Source organism: Mameliella sp. MMSF_3455, assembly GCF_030733205.1.
Lineage (GTDB): Bacteria > Pseudomonadota > Alphaproteobacteria > Rhodobacterales > Rhodobacteraceae > Antarctobacter.
In genome coordinates this window covers 20,667-37,780 of the sequence record NZ_JASHJL010000038.1, presented here as the reverse complement: position 1 = coordinate 37,780, position 17,114 = coordinate 20,667, and the positions used below count along the sequence as shown (strand labels likewise).

Sequence of the window (17,114 nt, the reverse complement as noted above, 5' to 3'; positions counted from 1 at the left end):
TCAGGCTCCATCTGCGGCTTCGGGAAACCGCGCCCGGGTGCGGTTGGCGAAGGCGACCAGCGAAAGCATCACCGGCACTTCGACAAGCACTCCCACGACCGTGGCCAGCGCCGCGCCGGAGTTCAGACCGAAGAGGCTGATCGCCACGGCCACCGCCAGTTCAAAGAAGTTCGACGTGCCGATCATGGCGCAGGGCGCGGCGATCCGGTGCGGGATCTTCAGCAGGTAGGCCGCGCCATAGGACAGCGCGAAGATCCCGTAGCTCTGGATCAGGATCGGCACCGCGATCAGCGCGATGATGCCGGGGCGCGACAGGATGGTGTCGCCTTGCAGGCCGAAGAGGATCGCGACCGTGGCGATCAGCCCGATCATCGAAAGGGGCTTGATCCGCGCGGTGAAGGCGGCGATGGCAGCCTCGGACCCCAAGGCGCGACGGGTAATCAGGCCCGCAACAAGCGGCAAAACCACGTAGAGCACCGTTGCCAGGATCAACGTGCTCCACGGCACCACGATCTCGGTCACGCCAAGCAGCAGCGCGACGATGGGCGCAAAGGCCACCACCATGATCAGGTCGTTTACCGACACCTGAACCAGCGTGTAGGTAGCATCACCCCGGGTCAGCTGGCTCCAGACGAAGACCATCGCGGTGCAGGGCGCGGCCCCAAGCAGGATCAGCCCGGCGATGTATTGCTCCGCATCCTCGGGGGTGATCCAGGGCGCGAAAACGTGGTCAAAGAAGAGCACCGCCAGAAAAGCCATGGTGAAAGGCTTGATCAGCCAGTTGACCGCCAGCGTGACCAGCAAGCCCTTGGGTTGGCGCGCCACACCGGCGACGGCGCCGAAATCCACGCTGACCATCATCGGGTAGACCATCGCCCAGATCAGCACGGCAACGACAAGGTTGATCGAGGCGACCTCGGCCGCGGCAACGGCATCGACCAGCCCCGGCGCCACGGTGCCGATGGCAATCCCGGCCGCGATGGCGATGGCGACCCAAAGGGTCAAAAGGCGTTCGAAGCGGCCCATCGGCGTGGGGGCGGCGGTGTCGGACATGGACAGGCTCCGGTGTCATGAGAGCGTCATTTCGCACATTCGCGAATTGATGAATGGGTAAGCCAGCACGGGTTGGCTTGTCAACACGCTTCATTTCGCGTAATGTCGAAATATGGATCAACCCTCCGCCATCGACGCCTTCAGCGCTCTTGCCCATGACACACGGCTCGAGATCTTTCGCCTGCTGGTTCAGCGCGGGCCAAAGGGAACGCCGGCAATGGAGGTCGGGCGCCTGCTGGACATCAAGCCATCGACCCTATCGGGGCACCTGGCCACGCTGAAACGCGCCGGTTTGGTCAGTACGGAACGCCACCACCGCGAGATCCAGTATGCCCCGCGGTTTGATGCGGTAAACGGACTTGTGCGCTTTCTGCTAACGGATTGCTGCGGCAGCGATGAAAGCGCCTGTGCGGGCATTGACCTGCCGGACTAAGGCCGATGCCAAAGGTGCGCGGCGCACCTTGAGCCCATTCCGGTTAGATGATCGCACGGCGGATCACGGCCGAGATCCATTCGCTGACCACAACGGTCGCGAGGATCAGCAGAAGGATCACTGTCACCTGGTCCCACGCCAGAACTGCCATCGAGGCGTTCAACTTCAGGCCGATACCGCCCGCGCCGACAAGACCAAGGATGGTGCTTTCCCTGATGTTGATGTCCCACCGGAACACCGAGATCCCCCACAGCGCGGGCATGACCTGCGGCACCACGCCATAGGTCAGGACCTGCGCGGGTCCGGCGCCGGTGGCCCGGATCGCCTCGATCTGCTTGGGGTCGGTCTCCTCGATCGCCTCATAGAGCAGCTTTCCGACAAACCCGATGGACCGCAGCGCGATCGCAATGATGCCGGCCAGTAGGCCGGGACCAATGATCGTTACCAGCAGCAGCGCCCAGATCAGCGAGTTGATGGACCGCGATGCAACGATGATGAACAGGGCCACGGGCCGGAGGACAACCACCGACGGCGTGGTGTTGCGGGCCGCCAGCAAGGACACGGGCACCGCAAGGACAACCCCGCCGACCGTGCCCAGCGTTGCGATGTTCAGCGTATCCCAAAGGGGCTGCATCAACTCTGGCAGATAGCTCCATTCAGGGGGCAGCATCCGCCCGCCGATGTCGCCGGCCTGACGTGGGGCGTCCCAGACAAAGGCCCAGATGGTGGTTTCCGTCATGACCTGCCAGCACCAGACGAACAGCGCGACCAGGGCAAGCCAGCCTGCCCAGATCGCCAGACGTGTCACTCTGCTGCGATGGGACCACTCGGCCGGGATGGTGGACGAATTGCTCATTGCAGGAACTTTCTGAGATAGCTGGAGCTGTATTCCGCCACCATCACGATGGCGATCACGATCAGCAGGATGGCGCCGGCACTGTCATATTCGTAACGGTCGATGGCGGTGTTCAGCGTGGCGCCGATACCGCCCGCACCGACGATGCCGATCACCGCACTTTCGCGGAAATTGATGTCGAGCCGGTAGAGCGACAGGCCGACAAGGCGCGGCATCACCTGTGGCTGGATGGCATAGTTCAGCAGCTGAAACCAGCTTGCGCCGGTTGCGCGGATCGCCTCGGCCTGGGTTTCGTCGATTTCCTCGATGTCGTCGGCCAGCAGCTTGGCGATGAAGCCAATAGTGGCAAAGGTCAGTGTCAGAAAGCCGGCGAAGGGGCCAAAGCCGAACATCGCGACGAGAAAGATCGCGACGATCACCTCTTGCAAGGAGCGGCTGACCGCGACGATCGAGCGGCAAACCAGGTAGACCGGGCGCGGCACAAGGTTGCGTGCAGCCCCGATGCCGATCGGGACCGAGATCATCACGCCCACGACCGATGAGGTCAACGTCATGGTCAGGCTTTCGATCAGCCCTTGGCTGATGTCTCGCCAACGGCTCATGAAATCCGGTTGCAGGAATCCCATGACGAACCGCTGGCCACGCTCGAGCCCTTCGGACACGCGCTGCCAGTTGACGTCTATACTGCCGAAGGCCAGCACGAGATAGATTAACAGTCCGACTTGCAGAGCGATGCGCCACCGCCGGTCTGTGAGGACTTGCGGCGGTCTGCGCCATGTGGTGGGATATTGGCTGCTCATGCGGGGATCTCACTCAAGTCGCGGCGGGTGTCGCTTTCACTTTCGTCCTCTTCGGTGTCGCTCTTGCGCATCGCGTCCCAGTCTTCGGCCCCATAGATCCGGGTCAGGGCGTCTTCGCTCAGGGCCGCAGGGGCGTCGTCGAACACGACCTGCCCGGCGCGCAGGCCGACGATGCGTTGCATGAACTGCCGCGCGAGGGGGACGTCGTGAATGTTGACGATCGCGGGCAGATTGCGCTCAGCGCAGATTTCGGTCAGCAGGCGCATGATCTGACGGATGGTCTTGGGGTCAAGGCTGGCGGTGGGTTCATCCACGAGAAGCAGTTCTGGGTTCTGTGCCAGAGCACGCGCAATGCCGACCCGTTGACGCTGACCGCCAGAAAGCGCGTCTGCGCGCTTGTTCGCGTGATCCAAGAGCCCCACCCGGTCCAGCAACTGATAGGCGCGCTGAATGTCCACGGCGTCGAACCGGCGAAGGAAGCTACGCCAGAAGGGGACATAGCCCAGCCGGCCGGACAAGACGTTTTCCATCACGGTCAGTCGCTCGACCAGCGAATATTCCTGAAAGATCATGCCGATCCGGCGACGCTGCGTGCGCAGGTCGCGCCGCCCCAACGTCACGAGATTGTCGCCTCCCAACAGAATCTCGCCCGAACTGGGTTCGACCAGCCGGTTGACACAGCGGATCAAGGTGGACTTTCCAGCCCCGGACGGGCCGATCAGCCCGATGATCTGACCCTTGGGCACCTGCAAGGACACGCCGGTCAACGCGGCGTCGCCGGTTCGGTAGGTCTTGGACAGAGATTTGAGTTCGAGCATGAGTAGGTCTTTCAGAAAAGAGTCAGGCGGGACAACTCCCGCCTGACACGTGGTGCGACACAGGATAGTCCCGCGTTATTCGCAATCGTAGTAAACGCCGTTCGCCTCATCGATTGTGCGGATGACCGACCAGTCATCCTGGAACGAGATCTCAATGAACTTCTCTTCACCATTTTTGCCGAATTCCTCTTCGAGCCCGGTACCGGACCAATCGAAGGAGAAGAACGCCTCGCGGATGTCTTCCTGAAGTTCGGGCGTCAGGTTGTGGGCCACGCCATAGCCCGTCGTCGGGAAGGTCTGAGAGGTGTAGATGACCTTCAACTGGTCTTCGGTGACCACCTCGCGTTCGATCATGCGACTCTTGACCGAATTCGCGATTGCCGCGGCAGGGTAGTCCTTGTTCGCAACGCCGAGGATCGAATTGTCGTGCTTGCCCGAGAATACCGGTTCGAAGTCGCGGCCCGCTTCCATGTCGAAATCGGCCTTCAAGATCGCGGACGGCGCCTTGAAGCCCGAGTTTGACGTTTCCGAAGTAAACGCCATCTGTCCGCCCTTGATGTCATCGACTGTTGCGATGCCCGATTCGGGGTGCGTGATGATCTCCATTTCGTAGCCGAAGGAGCCGTCTTCGGCCGCCATCATGGCGAACGGGCGGAAACCGGCGCAGGCCACGGCGAGAGGATTCGATCCTGTGTTGAAGCCCGCGACATGCAGACGACCGGCGCGCATTGCTTCGATCTGGGCCGCGTTGGACTGGACCGGAAAGAACTGCACTTTCTTGCCGGTCACTTCGGCCATGTGGTCAAGGAATTCGGACCAAACATCAGCATAGACTGCCGGGTCTTCGACCGGCGTATAGGCAAAGATCAGCGTCGAGGGGTCAATCTGATCGGCCGCGTCCGCAGGGATGTCTGCGACGAGATCTCCGTCGGCATCGGAATAGCGTTCGCTAAGCTTGAATTCTGCATGCGCCTGGGCGGCCAAGACCACAGCGAGGGCGACGCCGGTAACAGTTCTGGGAAGAAAGGACATGATGTCTCCATTGGGTATGCGGACGATGCCGCTTGGGCAAAACGATAGTCACGGCTCCGTTGAGTGCGGGGGGAGTCCGCGGCGGCCTCATAATAATTTGTTAATTCATGAAATGGTGTTGAGGCAATGCCCGTTGCGACAGATAGCGACACGAGAACCCACTTTTCACAAAAGCTTCATGCATCTCCACTGATTATACGTCTTTCCGCTTCGGTTGCATTCAAATCTTGGCGGCTTCCCACGTTGGCTCACAAGCGTCGCGCCAACACATTAGTCGGTAAATAATTTAATAATTCATGAATATATATTTCTGTTACGTATATCTCATAAGAGGACTTGGAGCTTACCCATTTCTGACAGGAGGAACTCTGCTCATGCGTCTCGCTACCCTCACCGCCATCGCACTTGTTCTGCCGGGCTTCGCCCTTGCCCAGGACGCCGTTCAGGTCGACGGGTCGTCGACAGTCTTCCCGGTCTCCGAAGCCTTCGCCGAAGAGTAACAGATCGCGACGGGCAACCGTGTCGTGGTTGGCGTATCCGGCACCGGCGGTGGCTTCAAAAAATTCTGCCGTGGTGAGACGAGCTTTTCCGGCGCCTCGCGTCCGATCAAAATCGAAGAGGCCGAGCTTTGCGCCGAAAACGGCATCGAGTTCATCGAATTGCCCGTTGCGATGGATGCGTTGGCCGTCATCGTACACCCGGAAAACCCGATCAACTGCATGTCCGTCGAAGAGCTGAAAAAGGCCTATGAAACCAAAGCGCAGGGCAAGATCGACAACTGGAACCAGCTGAACCCGGAATATCCGGACCAAACGCTGACACTGTTCGGCGCGGGAACCGATTCAGGCACCTATGACTACTTCACCTTTGCCATCATCGGAGAAGAAGGTGCCTCACGCGGGGACTTCACCGCCACGGAAGATGACAACATTACCATTCAGGGCGTGTCGACGGACCCGGACGCCATTGGCTTCTTGGGGTTGGCCTACGTCGAAGAAAACCGTGGCCGCGTGAAGGCGCTGGAGATCTCCTATGACGGTGGCGAATGTGTTGCGCCTTCAACCGAGAACGCCGCCTCCGGCACCTACCAGCCACTTACCCGTCCGCTGTTCATGTATGTCAACAAGGCGCATCTCGATGACGTGCCGAATGTCGAGGATTTTGCCAAGTTCTTCTTCGATCCGGCCCATGCCGTCGACTTGGTGGCCTCGACCGGTTACCTCGCACTGCCCGAAGCGGCCTTTGTTGCCGCAGAAGAAAAGATCGCCGCGCGCAAGACCGGCTCTTTCTTTGACGGTGGATCCAAGGTTGGCGTGACGCCGGCTGACCTTCTGGCTGCCAACTAAGCCCCGCGCTGTTGCGGCGGGCCGCCGGGTCCGCCGCAATTCTCTTCAAGACCGAATGAGGACGCCCGTGCCCCCATCCCCCATCCCCAGTTCTGCCGAACTGATCCAGAGTGGTTTCGTCAGGCGCCGCAGGTGGATAGCGCGCGGCATGAAGACCTTCCTGTTTCTTTGTGCGGCGCTGTCCGTCTTTGTCACGACAGCCATTGTCTTTGTCCTGATCCGAGATTCCTGGGAGTTCTTTGCAAATATCCCCCTGACAGATTTCCTGTTCGGCACGATGTGGACACCGGTCTTTGCCAACCCGCAATTCGGGGTGCTTCCGCTGCTGACCGCGACGCTCCAGACTGCGGGTCTTGCGATGCTTGTCGCAGTGCCCTTCGGGCTTATCATGGCGATCTACCTGAGCGAATATGCAAGACCCGCGGTTCGCGAGACGATCAAACCGGCGCTTGAGATGCTGGAAGCGGTTCCGACCGTGGTCTACGGCTACTTCGCCCTGCTGGTCATGACACCTTTCCTGCAACAGATCGTACCGGGGCTCAAAGGAATCAATCTTCTGGTGCCCGGCATCATCCTTGGCATCATGATCCTGCCCTACGTCGTGTCCGTCAGCGAAGACGCGATGCGCGCCGTGCCCAACAGCCTTCGTGAAGGCGGTTATGGGCTTGGCATGGCAAAATGGCAGGTGGCTATCCGTATCGTCATTCCTGGCGCATTCTCCGGCATCACGGCCGCCTTCATCCTCGGCATGTCGCGCGCGGTTGGCGAAACAATGGTGTTGGCTGTCGCTGCGGGTCAAAACCCCAACCTGACATGGGATCCGCGCGAAGGCGCCGCCACCATCACTGCCTATATTGTCCAGATGAGCCTTGGAGACGTGGCCCACGGATCGATCGCCTACCAATCGATCTTTGCGGTGGGCCTGCTGCTTTTCGTCATCACGCTGCTGTTCAACATCATCGGCTTCTACCTGCGCCGAAAATTCCGCGAGGCGTATTGAGATGACCACGATAACCGAAGGCAGCCTTGGCGCTGCCGTGACGACCGATCAAGCCGCTCTTGACGCCGTCCGCAAGGCCAAGCAGAAAGACATTGTCTTGGCCACCGGCGGGATGATCGTCATGGCGATTGCCATGACCCTACTGCTGACATTGATCGGCGACCTTGTCATTCGGGGCGCCGCCCGCATCGATTACGGCTTTCTCACAAGCTATCCCTCCCGGCTGCCCGAAAGGGCGGGTGTCCTTTCTGCTTGGGTCGGCTCGCTGCTGGTGATGCTGGTGACGGCATTCCTCGCCATTCCCATTGGCATTGGTGCTGGGCTTTACCTCGAAGAATATGCCCGCAAGGGCTGGCTTTCGAACCTTATCGAGATCAATGTCTCGAACCTCGCCGGTGTGCCGTCGATCATTTACGGCCTGCTGGCGTTGGGCCTTTTTGTATATGGTTTCAGCCTTGGCAAGACGATCCTTGTCGCGGGCATGACGCTGGCGCTCTTGATCCTGCCCATCGTCATCGTCTCGACCCGCGAAGCGGTCCGCGCCATCCCCCGAATTATCAAGGAAGGCGCCTACGGGCTGGGCGCGGATCAATGGCAAGTGATGTGGAACTACATCATCCCCGCAGCGCGCCCCGGCATCCTGACCGGTGCCATCGTGGGCCTGTCCCGTGCGATTGGCGAGACCGCCCCAATCATCACCATCGGCGCGCTAACCTTCATCGCCTTTCTGCCGCCGCCACCGGTGACGGGCGAGTTTCCCTTCATCTCTTTCGCTTGGCTGAACGACGGTTTCACCGTGTTGCCAATCCAGATGTTCAACTGGGTGTCACGCCCGCAGGAAGGGTTTCACACCGCCGCCGCTGCCACCGGCGTGGTGCTTATCGCGCTGACTTTCTCGCTCAACGGCATTGCGATCTGGATCCGCTATCGGCTGCGCAAAGGCTACAGGAACTGACCCATGACAGACACAACCACGACGCTTGACCAAGAAACGCGCCATCAGGCAGCCCCCGGCTTCGAAAGGGCCGAGATGCCTCCGGCCATCCGACCTGCGACCGAGCGTGACCCGCTGCGCGCCAGGATCGAGGATTTCAGCTTCTACTACTCCAACGGCTTCCAGGCGATCAAACACGTCGACATGCCGATCCTTGATCGCAAGATCACAGCGATTATCGGCCCGTCGGGCTGCGGCAAATCCACTTTGTTGCGCAGCCTGAACCGGATGCACGACCTTTATCCAGGCAATCGCTACGAAGGCAAAGTGATCCTTGAACCAGAGGGCGAGAACCTGATCGGCCCTGATGCCGATCCGGTGCTGGTGCGCCTGCGGGTGGGAATGGTGTTCCAAAAACCGAACCCCTTTCCGAAATCGATCTATGAAAACGTGGCGGCGGGTCTGCGGGTCCGTGGCATCAAGAAGCGCGCCGTGATCGACGAGGCGGTGGAAAGCGCCCTGCGCCGTGCAGCCATCTGGGATGAGGTAAAAGACAAGTTGCACGGCTCGGCCTATGATCTTTCGGGCGGTCAGCAACAGCGTCTGTGCATCGCGCGGGGCTTGGCCCCGAACCCCGAGATCCTGCTTCTGGACGAGCCGACATCGGCGCTCGATCCCATTGCCACGGCCAAGGTCGAGGATCTGGTGCAAGAACTGTCAGAGACAGTCACCATCGTGATCGTAACGCATAACATGCAACAGGCGTCGCGGATCTCGCATCGCACGGCCTTCATGTATCTGGGCGAGGCGATGGAGTTTGGCGAGACCAACCAGATCTTCACCAACCCCCGCCACCCCCGCACCGAGAATTACATCACAGGTCGCTACGGGTAACACACCATGGCCTCTCATCCCCACCTATTGAAGTCCTTTGACGACGGGCTTGAGGGTCTGCGTCGCAGTTTCCGGCGCCTGGGGGACATGGCCGCTGACAATGTCACCCAGGCGACTGTCGCTTACCTTGCCCAAGATGAGGCGCGGGCTCTTGAGGCTATCAACCGTGACCTGGACATCGACGCCGCGTTCGAGCAAGTGCGCGCCGAGTGTTTCGATGTGTTGCTACGGTTCCAGCCAGTAGCGCGTGATCTGCGGCTGGTCATGGGGATCGAACACGCGGTCAGCAATCTCGAACGCGCGGGCGATCACGCCAAGACCATCGCCCGCCACGTGATCTCAACCGCAGGCCCGGCAAAGCCACAAAGCCAAGACCGTCAAATCAAGGACATGGCCGGCCTCGTGTCACACACGCTTTCTCTCAGCGTGACGGCACTGGTCACCCAATCGACCGAGTTGGCCAAGCAGGTTCTGGCCAGCGATGCCCGGATCGACGCCTACAAGGATGCGGTGTTCGATGCGGCGCTGGCTTCGCTCAAGCAGGACCCAGGAGAAGCACAGGCTCACGTCAGCCGCTTGTTCGTCGCCACCGCGCTTGAACGGATCGGCGATCATGCCACCAATATCGCTGAAGAGGTTCTGTTCCTGTCACGCGGTGTTCCGCCCGGCGCTACCAGAACCCGATCAGGACTGGAATGACTTGGACGCAAGCATTGATCGCCGCCGAACCGGTGTTGGAGTTCGACGACATCGTGCTTGAAATCGAATGCCTGCGCGTGCGGCGCGCCGGGGAACTGGTCCATCTTGGACCAATTGAATTCGTCATGCTTGCTGCGCTGATCGAAGCGCCGGGTCACGTCTGGACACGTGCAAAACTTGTCGATCGGATCTGGGGGCGCGGTGCGCAGGTTGACACGCGCACCGTCGACGTCCACGTGGCTCGGCTGCGCAAGGCGCTTTGCCAGACGAACAGACACTATCCAATCCGAACGGTGCGTGGCGTCGGCTATACAGTGGGCATGGGCTAAGCCTTGCTCTATTTCGGTTGTCGGATAAGCCTTCGAAATGCTATTTGCTGAGCCTTGAACGGGCGGTGGTGGCCTGTGCAGGCAAGTCATCGTTTGGAAACAGTTTCAGAATTCGATGAGGCATGAGCGAAAACACTAATATAGCGGCCTTGTCCGCACTGGCTCACCCAGGGCGGATGGCCGTCTTTCGACTATTGGCGCGACGTATGCCAGATACCGTCTCGGCCGGCGAAATGACTGAGGCGCTGTCGGTGAAAGCCAGCACACTTTCGGTTTACCTCGGAATCCTGACCCGTGCGGGGCTTATTCAGCAGACCCGGCATGGCCGGTCTTTGCGCTACGGTATCGATCTCGCCCTGACCGGGTCCCTGATCGAATACCTCGTGAATGATTGCTGTCGGGGCCGTCCCGAACTTGTGGCCAGATTGTCATCTTCGCGTAATCACAGTGGTATCGGTCGCGACGGCAAGGTGTTCAACGTGCTCTTTGTGTGCACCGGAAATTCGACCCGGTCGATATTCGCCGAAGCCATATTGAATGCTGAGGGCGCAACCAGGTTCCGAGCTTTTTCTGCAGGCACACGGCCCAGTGCATCCCTCAAACCTCTGGCCGAGGAAGTCTTGCGACTGAATGGCCACGACGCGTCGCTATACTACCCAAAGAGTTACGATGCCTTCTATGAGGCCTCCGCTCCACGCATGGATTTTGTCTTTACCGTTTGCGACCGTGCCGCCAACGAGGAATGCCCGCCGCTAATGGGCCAGCCCGTGACAGCCCATTGGGGCATGGCGGATCCAAGCAAGACTGAAGGCACCGCAGCCGAACGTGCATTGGTCTTCAAACAGTGCTTTGCCACGATGGAGCGCCGTCTCAAGGCCTTCACGTCATTGCCGTTCTCGTCCCTCTCACAGCTCTCCTTGCAAAGAGAACTGGACTACATCGGGAAGATGCCGGAACGGGTAAACTCCATCTGAAACAGCGCTAAGTCGGCTCGAGTAGATTTTTTCGTCTGCATACGTTCCAGAAGCGCGGTGTCAGACAACCAGGGAAACGCCAAGCCTTGGCCAGCAAGCAAGTTCGCTTAAAAGGGGTCTTGTATACCACACCTTAATAAACTCAAGAGCGTGAGCGTCGTCGCTGAAGACCCAGGTCGTCCAAACCATGGAACTTAGCTCGGAAAGAAACTGGCCGCTCTTCAAAGTCGGCTCTGGTAGGGCCGAGTTGGTGGCAACGCATTTGGAGCGAACGACCGCATTCCGCCCAACGTGCAGGAAAAAGGAGGGCTGAGTTGGATTGGGAGCGCCCCAGCTGGCCCAAATCAGGCCAATGCGATACTGCTACCGCACCCTGTAGCGGAGGCCCGCCGTGCGCCGCGCCGTCATGGTGCGGCTCTGGGGCAAGCGTCACTGCAGCGCGCCTGTAGGCCGCGGTTCACCCCACCGACGTGCCTCGTCACCCGCCCCACGACGGCCCTTCAAACCCCTCCGCAAGACACGCTGGAACAGGGGTCTTAACGAACCCCTACCCCTTTGTACAAAATGCTGGAATCGACGTTCGTTTTGTACAAAACGTACAGACTGATCGGTTCACTTTTACTCCTCGGGAGGGGGATTTTCACCCCACCCGGCGGGAGTACGCAGAGTCCCCGAAATCAGCTCTCGGACAGCGCCACCTTCATGTCCTTGACCTCGTAGATGACCTCTCCATCGGCCTCCACGATGCCGTCGGCGACCCCCATGGTCAGCCGCCGCGTCTGCACCGCCTTGGTGAAATCCACCTTGTAGGTCAACATCTTGCGGTCCGGGCGCACCATGCCCTTCAGCTTGACCTCACCCACGCCCAGCGCATAGCCCCGCCCCGGCCAGCCGCGCCAGCCCAGGTTGAAACCGGTCAGCTGCCACAGCCCGTCCAGCCCCAGGCACCCCGGCATGATCGGATTTCCCGGAAAATGGCACTCGAAGAACCACAGGTTGGGGTCGATGTCGAACTCGGCCACAACATGTCCTTTCCCGTGCAGGCCCGCGTCCCCGGAAATATCCGTGATCCGGTCCATCATCAGCATCGGCGGTTCCGGCAGCTGGGCGTTGCCCGGCCCGAACAATTCGCCGCGGGCACATTTCAGAAGGTCTTCCTTGCCGAAGCTTGTGGGATAGTCGGCCATGCAGGCGGGCCCTCTCTTTGTTGCTTAGTCCAAACCTTGTCCCGTCTAGCACCGCGTCTGCAAGCCATGCAAGGGCGCCACCGCCGCAGGCACCGCCCCAAACGGCAGGAAACCCATTGAATTTGCCCGCCATGCGGCTTTATTATGCTCTGCAATGCAACGCCCACAGCGAGAGATGATGTCCGAGGCAATCGAGCGCGGCAAGACATGGCTGGGACGCAGCGACCTGCGCCCCACACGACAGCGTGTCGCGCTGGCGGCTTTGCTTGTCGGCGACGGAAACAACCGTCACGTCACTGCCGAAAGCCTCTTTGCCGCCGCCAAGGACAGCGGCGAGCAGGTATCGCTGGCCACCGTCTACAATACGCTCAAGGCCTTCTGCGAGGCAGGGCTGATGCAGGAAGTCACGGTGGATGGCTCGCGCAGCTACTTCGACACCAACACCCACGATCACCCGCATTTCTTCTGGGAAGATCGTGGCGCGCTGACCGACGCACCGGCGGACCAGCTGGAAATCACCCGCCTGCCGGAGGCGCCCGAGGGCTCGGAAATCGCCTCTGTCGAGGTCGTCATCCGTCTGCGCCGCAAGACCACGGACTGACCTCCCCCTAGACGGTCGGCATTCCCTTGCCCCGCATCAGGCGTTTCTGAGCCGCGATCCGGAAGGGGGCATTGGGCGCGCCATAGCCAGCGTAACCATCGCGCCGTTCCAGGATCTCGATGAACATGCCCCCCGCGAAGGGGCGCGAGTACAGCTGGAAGAAGGCGCCATTCTCGTCGCGGTCGTAGAGGATATTGAACCGGCGCAGCGCCTCCAGCATCCCCTCGTCGATGTCGAAACGAGACATGAGGTCGGCGTAGTAATTCTCTGTCATCGGCAAGGGGTCGAAGCCGCGCGCGGCCAGCGCCTCGGCCGTGGCGAAGATATCCGTGCTTTCCAGCGCCAGGTGCTGCACCGGGGCGCCGAAACTCTCTGCCAGGAAAGCCCCGGCAAAGGTGCGGTGCGTTTCCGCCCCGTTCAACGTGATGCGCAGCCCGCCCGCCTGCAACGCCTGGCTGCGTACCAACCCGTCCGGGTCGGTCACGTCAACCATCGGCGCCTTGGCCATCTCGAAGAGCGATGTATAGAAGAGCGACCAGCTGAGCATCTCGTCATAGGTCATGGTCTGGGCAATGTGGTCGACACGCCGCAAGCCCGCACCTTCGCCCACCTCGGCCAGGGTTTCGAACTCCGCCGACCAGACATTGGCCTGGCCGCTGTCGAGGAAATGCAGCAGGCTGCCGCCCAGACCGCGGATCGCGGGAATGTCCAGCTGCCCGGGGCTGGCTGGCTGCGCGAAAGGCTCGCCCCCCAGCGCACTTGCCCGCGCAACCGTATCCCTGCCTGACCCCACGCGCAGCCCGAGATCGCAGACGCTGGTGCCGCGCGCATTGTAGACCGACCCGGCAAAATCGCCCGGCTCCTCGTTGATCAGCACGCGGATTTCGCCTTGCTGCCAGAGCGTCAGCGCCTTGGACAGGTGCTGCCCGACGCGCGTGAACCCCAGCGCCGCCAACAGTGCGCCGAGGTACTCGGCCTCTTTCCCGCGCGAGGCGAACTCGACAAAGCTGACCCCGTCGACCGTCACACGCGCCGGAAACTCCGGCAGGTCCACGCCGGTCGAGGGTTCCGCCCGGCGCACGTCATCCATCAGCGCCACCAGCGAACGATAGCCGTCCCGCGCCACGCTGCCCGGCAAGCCGCCCCGGAACTGGTCGTTGAAGATTTCCAGGCTGACCGGCCCCGTGTAGCCCGCCGCCATGACCGCCCGCGTGAAGCCTGTCACGTCCAGGTCGCCCTCGCCCGGCATGTTGCGGAAATGGCGTGACCAGTACAGCAGGTCCATGTCGATCCGCGGCGCATCCGCCAGTTGGACAAAGAAAATCCGGTCACCGGGAATCCGCCGGATCGTCTCCGGGTCGATGCCCCTCGCCAACGTGTGAAAACTGTCCAGGATCAGGCCGATGTTGGGATGATCGGCACGGCGCACGATCTCCCAGGCATCGCGGTGGTCGTTGACGTGCCGCCCCCAGGCCAAGGCCTCGTAGCCGACGCGAAGGCCACGATCGGCCGCGATCTCTCCCAGCTCGGCAAAGTCCCCTGCCGCGCGGTCGATGCCGCCCCGGGCCTCGGGGTGGACCGAGGAACAGAACAGCACGAGGTCCGCGCCCAGCTCTTGCATCAGGTCGAACTTGCGCCGCGCGCGGTCAAAGGCCTTGTCCCGCAGCGGGCCCTGCGGCAAGCCCTCGAAATCGCGGAACGGCTGGAACAGGGTGATCTCCAGCCCGTGATCGCGGATCAGGGCGCCCACCTCGCGCGGGCTGCCCGCATCTGCGATGAAATCCTGTTCGAAGATCTCGACCCCGTCGAAACCGGCGGCGGCGATGGCCTCCAGCTTTTCGCGCAGGTTGCCAGAGACAGAGACGGTTGCAATCGAGGTCTTCATGCCGCATCCTCGGCCATCAGCGCCGCGCGCAGCGCAGGTTCGTCCAGCGGCAGACCGGCGAAATGCGCCCAGGCATGCACGCCCTGGTAAAAGAACAGCTCCCAGCCCGAAATGATGTCCAGCCCCTCGGCGCCAGCATCGGTCAGGAACTGGGTTTCAACGGGCGTATAGACCGCGTCGAAGGCCCAGACCGCCCCCGCCATCGCGGCGCGTGGCAGCGGCGTGCCCTCGTACCCCACCATGCCGACCGGGGTGCAGTTGACCATCCCGCCCGCGCCTGCAGCCAGGGCCGCGGCGTCCGTGCCCGTCACCACCTTCATCTCGGGGGCGGCCTCGCGCAGGGCCTCTGCCAGCGCCTCGGCCTTGGCCTGGTCACGGTCCACCAGTCGCAATTCGGGCGCGCCAAGCCGCGCCAGCCCGAAGGCCACGGCCCGGCCAACACCTCCGGTGCCGATCATCAGCACCGCCCCTGTGGGTGCCTTGCCCCGCACCCGTTCATAGGCTGCGATGAAGCCCGAGAAATCTGTATTGAATCCGCGTGGCCCCTCCGGCTCGAAGATCACCGTGTTGCAGGCGCCCATCGCCCGCACCAGCGGGTCATCCACCCGCAGCCGCGCCGTGACGCGCTCCTTGTAGGGGTAGGTCACGTTGATGCCGCGGTATCCACCCGCGACACATCGGTCGAAGACCTGCTCGAAATCCTCGCCCAGGTCCCTCGGCACCAGCCTGTCGTATTGCACCGCAATCCCGTTCTGGGCCCCTGCCAGCCGGTGCAGCACCGGAGCCCGCGACCGAGCGATATTGTCACCGATCAGCCCCAGAAGCAGTGTCTCGCCATCGGTCATGGCAGGTCCTTTCCTGTCTGCTCGCGGCATATTCCTTGCACGGCAGGTTCCCCGCTCCAAGCGGCGCACACATCCTCGCCACCGCCGAAAGATCCGACTGGTACCCGCGGCCGGACTCGAACCGGCACGGCATAAAGCCTGGGGATTTTAAGTCCCCTGTGTCTACCATTCCACCACGCGGGCCAGTGGCGCGACCATAGCCAGCCAGCGCGCGGTGTAAACCGGAACCGTTCCCGCAAAAGCCATCAACGGCCTCGGTGTGAGCGGCTTTGTCAGCCGTCCGTTCCTGCAATGAACCCCGGGCTTACAACTCCTCTCCCGGCAACGGTTTGAGCAGGGCACGTTCCGCCAGCCAGGGGTTGATCGCCAGCGCCGCACGCAGGGCGACCTGCGCATCTTCCTCGCGGCCCAGGGCAAACAGCGTGACAGCCTTGCCCGACAGGGCGCCGATGTGGCGCGGGTTCAGGTCCAGCGCACGTTCCAGATCAGGTAAGGCCGCTTCGAAATCCTCGCGCAGGAAATTGACAAAGGCGCGCTGGTTATACCCCTCGGCGTAGAAGGGGCAGTAGCCAACCAGCGTGTCCAGCCGATCAAGAGCCCGCAGGAAATCGAACCGCGCGCGGGCGCGCATCGCCTCGTCCAGCATCGCCTGGCTGGCCTCGTCGGGGGCGTTGTCCCAATACCCCCACATCCGGTTGGTGATCATCCGCGCGGTGGTTTCGTCGGGTGCCACCAGCAATGCCTCGTACAGCGGATCCATCTCTTCGCTGTAATCCGGCGCGGTCGGGCAGCCATCCGCCAACGCAGACGTCGCCAGGCAAGTCAGGGCAAGGGCAAATCTCATTTCACGAAGGGTGGCACGGGTTGCCCAGGGGTCAAGTCACATCCGCGACACCCTCTTCCTTGACCGCCTCCATCGCCACGAAGGTCGAGGTCGAGGCCACCCCCGGCAGGGTCGAGACCTTTTCCGCCAACACCCGCCGATAACTGGGCATGTCCTGGGTCCGAACCTTAAGCAGGTAGTCGAAGTTGCCCGCGATCAGGTGCGCCTGTTCGATCTCGGGGATCGTGGTGATCGCCGCGTTGAACCGGGCCAGCGTGCCCTCGCGCGTGTCGACCATGCGCACCTCGACAAAGGCGACATGGTCAAGACCCAGGCGGATCGGATCCAGCACCGCGCGATAGCCGCGGATGTACCCGGCCTCTTCCAGCCGCTTCAGGCGCGTCTGCGTCGGCGATTTCGACAGGCCGATGCGGCGCGCCAGTTCCGTCACCGAAATGCGCGCCTCGCCCGCCAGTTCCGCCAGGATCGCCCGATCAAAGCGGTCAAGGTCCGAGATTCCCGTTTCCATCGCATTTCCCCGAAAACTTGGGCCAAACGACAAGTCTGGCCGGCAAAAACAGTCAAACGTCCCGCAACTCTCCGGG

Annotated in this window: 20 protein-coding genes and 1 tRNA gene; 10 read left to right on the top strand and 11 right to left on the bottom strand. The window is 61.7% G+C overall.

Annotated features, from left to right (window positions below):
* Positions 1–1,053: an ACR3 family arsenite efflux transporter gene (gene arsB / locus RBB42_RS21615; protein WP_305970774.1), complete on the bottom strand. Its 1,053-nt coding sequence runs from the start codon at positions 1,051–1,053 to the stop codon at positions 1–3.
* Positions 1,054–1,165: 112 nt separating this feature from the next.
* Between arsB and RBB42_RS21610 the strand changes: the two genes are divergently transcribed.
* Complete coding sequence (locus tag RBB42_RS21610) at positions 1,166–1,486, top strand: ArsR/SmtB family transcription factor (protein WP_305970775.1); 321 nt, start codon at positions 1,166–1,168, stop codon at positions 1,484–1,486.
* A gap of 43 nt (positions 1,487–1,529) precedes the next feature.
* Here RBB42_RS21610 and phnE (RBB42_RS21605) read toward each other — a convergent pair whose 3' ends face one another.
* The 4 genes from phnE (RBB42_RS21605) to phnD all read right to left on the bottom strand — a co-directional run bounded on the left by phnE (RBB42_RS21605) (position 1,530) and on the right by phnD (position 4,992).
* On the bottom strand, positions 1,530–2,342 hold the full coding sequence (gene phnE, locus RBB42_RS21605) for a phosphonate ABC transporter, permease protein PhnE (RefSeq protein WP_305970776.1): 813 nt from the start codon (positions 2,340–2,342) through the stop codon (positions 1,530–1,532).
* The gene (gene phnE / locus RBB42_RS21600) at positions 2,339–3,142 is read right to left on the bottom strand and encodes a phosphonate ABC transporter, permease protein PhnE (RefSeq protein ID WP_305970777.1); all 804 of its coding nucleotides are present in this window, start codon (positions 3,140–3,142) and stop codon (positions 2,339–2,341) included. The genes phnE (RBB42_RS21605) and phnE (RBB42_RS21600) overlap by 4 nt, the downstream gene beginning before the upstream one ends.
* Positions 3,139–3,960 (bottom strand): phosphonate ABC transporter ATP-binding protein, encoded by an 822-nt coding sequence (gene phnC / locus RBB42_RS21595; protein WP_305970778.1) that lies wholly within the window; start codon positions 3,958–3,960, stop codon positions 3,139–3,141. The genes phnE (RBB42_RS21600) and phnC overlap by 4 nt, the downstream gene beginning before the upstream one ends.
* Before the next feature lie 75 nt (positions 3,961–4,035).
* Positions 4,036–4,992 carry a phosphate/phosphite/phosphonate ABC transporter substrate-binding protein gene (gene phnD, locus RBB42_RS21590; protein WP_305970779.1) on the bottom strand — a complete coding sequence of 319 codons (957 nt, stop codon included), beginning with the start codon at positions 4,990–4,992 and terminating at the stop codon, positions 4,036–4,038.
* Between the two features lie 374 nt (positions 4,993–5,366).
* On the opposite strand from phnD, the gene RBB42_RS21585 reads away from it, so the two are divergent.
* The 8 genes from RBB42_RS21585 (at position 5,367) to RBB42_RS21550 (ending at position 11,168) form a co-directional block, all read left to right on the top strand.
* The gene (locus RBB42_RS21585; RefSeq protein ID WP_305970780.1) at positions 5,367–5,492 is read left to right on the top strand and encodes a hypothetical protein; all 126 of its coding nucleotides are present in this window, start codon (positions 5,367–5,369) and stop codon (positions 5,490–5,492) included.
* Between the two features lie 3 nt (positions 5,493–5,495).
* Positions 5,496–6,338 carry a PstS family phosphate ABC transporter substrate-binding protein gene (locus RBB42_RS21580; RefSeq protein ID WP_305970811.1) on the top strand — a complete coding sequence of 281 codons (843 nt, stop codon included), beginning with the start codon at positions 5,496–5,498 and terminating at the stop codon, positions 6,336–6,338.
* 148 nt (positions 6,339–6,486) lie between these two features.
* Positions 6,487–7,338 (top strand): phosphate ABC transporter permease subunit PstC, encoded by an 852-nt coding sequence (pstC, locus tag RBB42_RS21575; RefSeq protein ID WP_305970781.1) that lies wholly within the window; start codon positions 6,487–6,489, stop codon positions 7,336–7,338.
* A gap of 1 nt (position 7,339) precedes the next feature.
* Positions 7,340–8,293, top strand: coding sequence for a phosphate ABC transporter permease PstA (gene pstA, locus RBB42_RS21570; RefSeq protein ID WP_305970782.1), 954 nt, complete (start codon positions 7,340–7,342; stop codon positions 8,291–8,293).
* Positions 8,294–8,368: 75 nt separating this feature from the next.
* Entirely contained in the window at positions 8,369–9,166 is a 798-nt protein-coding gene (pstB, locus tag RBB42_RS21565) for a phosphate ABC transporter ATP-binding protein PstB (protein WP_305970812.1), read from the top strand.
* 6 nt (positions 9,167–9,172) lie between these two features.
* On the top strand, positions 9,173–9,865 hold the full coding sequence (phoU, locus tag RBB42_RS21560; protein WP_305970783.1) for a phosphate signaling complex protein PhoU: 693 nt from the start codon (positions 9,173–9,175) through the stop codon (positions 9,863–9,865).
* The gene (locus RBB42_RS21555; protein WP_305970784.1) at positions 9,862–10,194 is read left to right on the top strand and encodes a winged helix-turn-helix domain-containing protein; all 333 of its coding nucleotides are present in this window, start codon (positions 9,862–9,864) and stop codon (positions 10,192–10,194) included. The genes phoU and RBB42_RS21555 overlap by 4 nt, the downstream gene beginning before the upstream one ends.
* 122 nt (positions 10,195–10,316) lie before the next feature.
* Entirely contained in the window at positions 10,317–11,168 is an 852-nt protein-coding gene (locus RBB42_RS21550; protein ID WP_305970785.1) for an arsenate reductase/protein-tyrosine-phosphatase family protein, read from the top strand.
* Between the two features lie 677 nt (positions 11,169–11,845).
* On the opposite strand, the gene fabA is transcribed toward RBB42_RS21550, so the two are convergent.
* Positions 11,846–12,355, bottom strand: a complete 510-nt coding sequence (fabA, locus tag RBB42_RS21545; RefSeq protein ID WP_069210334.1) for a bifunctional 3-hydroxydecanoyl-ACP dehydratase/trans-2-decenoyl-ACP isomerase — start codon at positions 12,353–12,355, stop codon at positions 11,846–11,848.
* 175 nt (positions 12,356–12,530) lie between these two features.
* Between fabA and irrA the strand changes: the two genes are divergently transcribed.
* Positions 12,531–12,956 carry an iron response transcriptional regulator IrrA gene (irrA, locus tag RBB42_RS21540; protein WP_305970813.1) on the top strand — a complete coding sequence of 142 codons (426 nt, stop codon included), beginning with the start codon at positions 12,531–12,533 and terminating at the stop codon, positions 12,954–12,956.
* Between the two features lie 7 nt (positions 12,957–12,963).
* On the opposite strand, the gene RBB42_RS21535 is transcribed toward irrA, so the two are convergent.
* The 5 genes from RBB42_RS21535 to RBB42_RS21515 all read right to left on the bottom strand — a co-directional run bounded on the left by RBB42_RS21535 (position 12,964) and on the right by RBB42_RS21515 (position 17,038).
* Complete coding sequence (locus tag RBB42_RS21535; protein ID WP_305970786.1) at positions 12,964–14,841, bottom strand: bifunctional sugar phosphate isomerase/epimerase/4-hydroxyphenylpyruvate dioxygenase family protein; 1,878 nt, start codon at positions 14,839–14,841, stop codon at positions 12,964–12,966.
* Positions 14,838–15,686 carry a shikimate dehydrogenase family protein gene (locus tag RBB42_RS21530; protein WP_305970787.1) on the bottom strand — a complete coding sequence of 283 codons (849 nt, stop codon included), beginning with the start codon at positions 15,684–15,686 and terminating at the stop codon, positions 14,838–14,840. The genes RBB42_RS21535 and RBB42_RS21530 overlap by 4 nt, the downstream gene beginning before the upstream one ends.
* Positions 15,687–15,784: 98 nt before the next feature.
* Positions 15,785–15,869: transfer RNA gene (locus RBB42_RS21525), tRNA-Leu, on the bottom strand.
* 121 nt (positions 15,870–15,990) lie between these two features.
* Positions 15,991–16,530, bottom strand: a complete 540-nt coding sequence (locus RBB42_RS21520) for a tetratricopeptide repeat protein (protein ID WP_305970788.1) — start codon at positions 16,528–16,530, stop codon at positions 15,991–15,993.
* Between the two features lie 31 nt (positions 16,531–16,561).
* Positions 16,562–17,038: an Lrp/AsnC family transcriptional regulator gene (locus RBB42_RS21515; protein ID WP_305970789.1), complete on the bottom strand. Its 477-nt coding sequence runs from the start codon at positions 17,036–17,038 to the stop codon at positions 16,562–16,564.
* Between the last annotated feature and the right edge of the window lie 76 nt (positions 17,039–17,114).